Source organism: Gallibacterium faecale, assembly GCF_027920745.1.
Taxonomy (GTDB): Bacteria; Pseudomonadota; Gammaproteobacteria; order Enterobacterales; family Pasteurellaceae; genus Gallibacterium; species Gallibacterium faecale.
Map to the genome: position 1 here is coordinate 1 of NZ_JAQIBB010000012.1, position 4,180 is coordinate 4,180.

Below are 4,180 nucleotides of genomic sequence, written 5' to 3' on the forward strand. Positions count from 1 at the left end.
GTTTAACAACATATCACTTTCTCTCTAAGTTCTTGTGGTTAAGCAAGAGTCATTTGCCCTGCATATAATGCCCAGAAACGTAAGCATAATACACCAATTAAACTTAATGTTGTCACCAAAATGATGAAACCTTTGCGATGTTTCATATCATTTGAAGCGATTGCGTTTAATAGTGTTGGTATAACTAATCCAATACCGACTAAACCAATCCAGAATACATATGCCCAGAAACCACTGCCGACTGCATTATAGATTGCCACCGTCTTTTGTCCGCCGCCTAAATATAAACCAATACAGAATGCAAATAATAGGAAAGCTTCAATTAAGACAACAGGCAATTCAAATTTGTGGACAAAGTTAAGTGCTGCTGAATGAGTACTTTCTTTGGTAAATAATACGGTCGCCAAGATTAATGCTGCAATACCTGAAGATGTTCCTGATGCAAGGAATAAAACAGGCAATACTGGGTTATTCAACATTGGATAACTAATTAATGCTGATAATAAGAAACCAGTATAAGCTCCTAACAGAACAGAAAGGAAAATTAAGATGATTTCTATTGGTGAACTAAAACGGGCTAAATTCACGATAATACGATGAATAAAGCTAAGTTTTGGTACAAAACGATTAATTAGTTGTGCTACCAAATCTTGGAAAATAAAGGCTAACCATAATAAAAGGAATGCTATATAGATTTGGAATAACATTACCCCCATCGACATAATTGACGTGTGGTGGTAATTGAACATCAAATACCAGAATGTCCAAGGTTTGGTAAGGTGGAAGATCAAAATGACTAAACCTAAAATAATAGTGACAGGTGCAATAATTGCTGCACAACGAATCACATTATTCTGTGCTGGGTTTGAGCCTGCTAGACCACTGCGTTTTAATAATACAGCTAACATTGTAGCGCCAGCTGAAATCCCTAATAAAAAGAGATAAATGGCAATAATTTCGTCCCACACGAGAGATGGGAAATGAAATGGACTACTCATCGTCTGATCTCCCCGTGTTTGCTTGGAATATGATAAAGATTTGGTTCTGTGCCAAGTTCTACTTTAGTGCGATAAACTTGATCGTGACGAATTTTCTTAGAAATTTCGCTATTTGGATCATTCAGATCACCGAAAGTTAGTGCTTTAGTTGGACAAGATTCCACACACGCTGGCAATTTACCTTTTGCTAAATTTGTATCACGACAGAAGTTACATTTATCCGCAGCTTTAGTAAGCGGGTTAATGTAACGAACACGATATGGACAAACTGCAATACAGTATTGGCAGCCGACACAGAGATCTTTATTAACGTCAACGATTCCTGTTTTTGCATCAATAAATGATGCTCCAGTAGGGCAAACATGAACACAAGGTGCATTACTACAATGTTGGCAAGAGTGACGAAAGAACTCATATTCTACATTTGGAAACTCACCATAAGGTTCACTACGGATAATTTGCAGACGAGAAACCCCTTCAGGGACATGGTTTACTTCTCGACAAGCATCCATACAAGCTGTACAACCAATACAGCTGCGTTCATCGTGCAACATTCCGTAGCGTTTGTCTTTTTCCTCAGATAAGGCAGTTGCTAATGTTTTATTCGTTGTTCCTGCAACTAACATTAGTGCGCCAATACCTGAAACAAAGTTGCGGCGTGAACAATTCATTGTGCATCCTTAGTTGGTTGTTTTGCTTTTTCTTCACGGATTGCTTGTTGTTTACCATGACAATCCACACATAATTTCACTCGTTGTTTTGGCTGAATATCTTTCATGGCATCCTGTTCAGGATGTAATGTATGGCAACTTGCGCAAGGCAATTTCATCGCATGAACATCATGAGCCCAGAATTTTTCTCTTAATTTTTCTGGTTTATGACAAGCGAAACAAACTTGGTTTTGTTCTTGCACTGTGTACATTGGTGTTTTGCCATCAAAAATATCACCATGGAAACGCATCACATCTTTAACACCACGACGGTGATCTTCAGAAATTTTGCCATGACAACTTACGCAGGTAATAGGTTTACCCGTATTTGGGCTAACTTGGCTTAAATGCGTACCATGAAATTGTTGATCATTAAATTTATGGCATTTTGCACAATATTGGTTTGGATCACGTTGATTTTCCAATTTTGGTTGATAGGTCAACGTATTGGCTGAATTACCAGTAGGATTGGTATTGTTTTCAGCATTTGCACTGAATGCAAAGGCAAATAACCCAACAGTGATACTGGTAACTAGCCCTTTTTTCAACATAGCGTAGAAGTTCATTATTTTTTCCTCGACTAAATACAGCGTTTTTTGGATGCCTCAGTCTTAAGACTGAGGCAAACTAGGATAAGGTTTATTTTGCATCAGCTGGCAATAGGCCTTTTTCTTTTGCTTCTTTATCCCATTGAGGAACAACAGTTTTTAAGAACTCTTCTTTTTCACGTTTATGTTTATCCATATCGATACCAATCGCTGCCTGAGCTTTTTTTTTGGTAGAGATATCAGGAATTGCAACTGGTTGGTTAACATTATGTTTAGTTAAGATGACCGCAAGTTTACGACGTGCATCAGCTGCTTTGTCTAATCCAGTACCTAATACATTTAATGCTACTTCAGGTGCGTGCATATAAGCACCGTGGCTTGCAGAAGTATAATCCCAGCGCCATTGAGCATGGCGAATATCTTGTAGTGCATCTTTCATTTCATCTTCTGTAGCACCAGCATCCCAAGCCGCTTTCGCTTCAAAGTGCGCATGAACAAGTTGATCTTCTAATTTAATCAACATTTGGGTAACACGTTCTTTGCGAGAATTCACGATACCTTGTAATTTTTCTTTACTTTGATCATGGCAATTTGCACAGGTATTTTGGAAGTTATCAAATGGATTGCCGATATTGTGATCAGTATAAACACGTCCATCTGGAGCTTGAGTTTTTGCCATATGACAATCTACACAGGTTACGCCATTTTTACCGTGCATACCCATTGTCCAGATTTCAAAGTCTGGGTGTTGCGCTTTCAACATAGGTGCTTTAGAAAGAGAATGTACCCAATCTTTAAATTTAAGATTGTCATAGTACGCTTCCATATCTTCCACACTCAAGCCATTATCCCAAGGGAAAGTAACGGTTTTCTTGTCACCTGCAAAGTAATATTCAACGTGACAGTTAGCACAAACTGCTGCACGTTTATCGGTTTGGTCAGAACGTTCAAAGTTCCAATTGACTTTATCTAATGCACGTAAAACGTGTGGACGAGCAATGCGAAGTGCTGGTTCCCCTTTAGCAAAGGCAGCAGAATTAGTATCATGACAGTCAGCACAACCAATAGGATTAACGATTTCATTACCCCATTTCGCCCATTTCACACCGAAATAGCCGTCTTCACCTTTTTCAGTAATTAAACGTGCAACATCTGGGCTTTTACAAGTCCAACAAGCGGCGGGTTGTGGACCACTAGTTTCATCTTTTGGTGCGCCAGTACGCAAAATGTTACGTACGTCAGTAATAGCATAATAGTGACCACGAGGATGGTTGTAGTCTACGGAGAATAAATATCCTCCCCATAACACCACTAAGCGAGGATCTTCTGCTAATGCATCACCAATTTTTTCTGATTGTTTGGTGCTTAGCCAAGATTGATATTGTAAAGGATATTTTTCTGCATAAAGATCATTGCGTACAGATACTTTATCAATATCAAATTTCATATCTTTAAATTTGTCTGCTTTTTGCTGTGTTTGATCCGATGCAGGATTTGTTGCTGTTTGATCAGCAGCATGTGCAGCGTTCACTCCCACAGTGGCGGCACTTGCTAATAATAAAAACATCGCTTGTTTTAAAGTTTTCACGATAATTACCCCAACATAAATAGTTATTCACTAATAACAACGTTTTATTTATCTTTGTATCTCCATCCCTTGGAAATACAAGGAAGATATAGTTATAAGCATCGTTTACTTTATCCAAATACTCACAATAATTCTAAGGTTATATTGCAGTTTTTTGAGATTAATCAAAAAGTTTTATAGGGAGAAAGTAGAAATGAGAGGTAAATCACTATTTATACCTATTATGTGTTATAAAAAGTAATTAAATCAAAGAATTAGTGTTTTAATTTTTTAATAACTAATAAGTGGTATATTGTGTAATTTTTGCATAATAAGTGTACAAAAAAGCCCACATTA

4 protein-coding genes are annotated in these 4,180 nt (G+C 37.6%); all 4 read right to left on the bottom strand.

Going from position 1 to position 4,180, the window contains the following annotated elements; genetic code table 11:
- Positions 1-38: 38 nt before the first annotated feature.
- On the bottom strand, positions 39-998 hold the full coding sequence (nrfD, locus tag PF272_RS01170) for a cytochrome c nitrite reductase subunit NrfD (RefSeq protein WP_271141330.1): 960 nt from the start codon (positions 996-998) through the stop codon (positions 39-41).
- Positions 995-1,669: a cytochrome c nitrite reductase Fe-S protein gene (nrfC, locus tag PF272_RS01175; RefSeq protein WP_065237874.1), complete on the bottom strand. Its 675-nt coding sequence runs from the start codon at positions 1,667-1,669 to the stop codon at positions 995-997. The genes nrfD and nrfC overlap by 4 nt, the downstream gene beginning before the upstream one ends.
- Positions 1,666-2,274, bottom strand: a complete 609-nt coding sequence (gene nrfB / locus PF272_RS01180; RefSeq protein WP_271141331.1) for a cytochrome c nitrite reductase pentaheme subunit — start codon at positions 2,272-2,274, stop codon at positions 1,666-1,668. The genes nrfC and nrfB overlap by 4 nt, the downstream gene beginning before the upstream one ends.
- Positions 2,275-2,347: 73 nt before the next feature.
- Positions 2,348-3,823, bottom strand: a complete 1,476-nt coding sequence (nrfA, locus tag PF272_RS01185; RefSeq protein WP_271141332.1) for an ammonia-forming nitrite reductase cytochrome c552 subunit — start codon at positions 3,821-3,823, stop codon at positions 2,348-2,350.
- Positions 3,824-4,180: the final 357 nt, after the last annotated feature.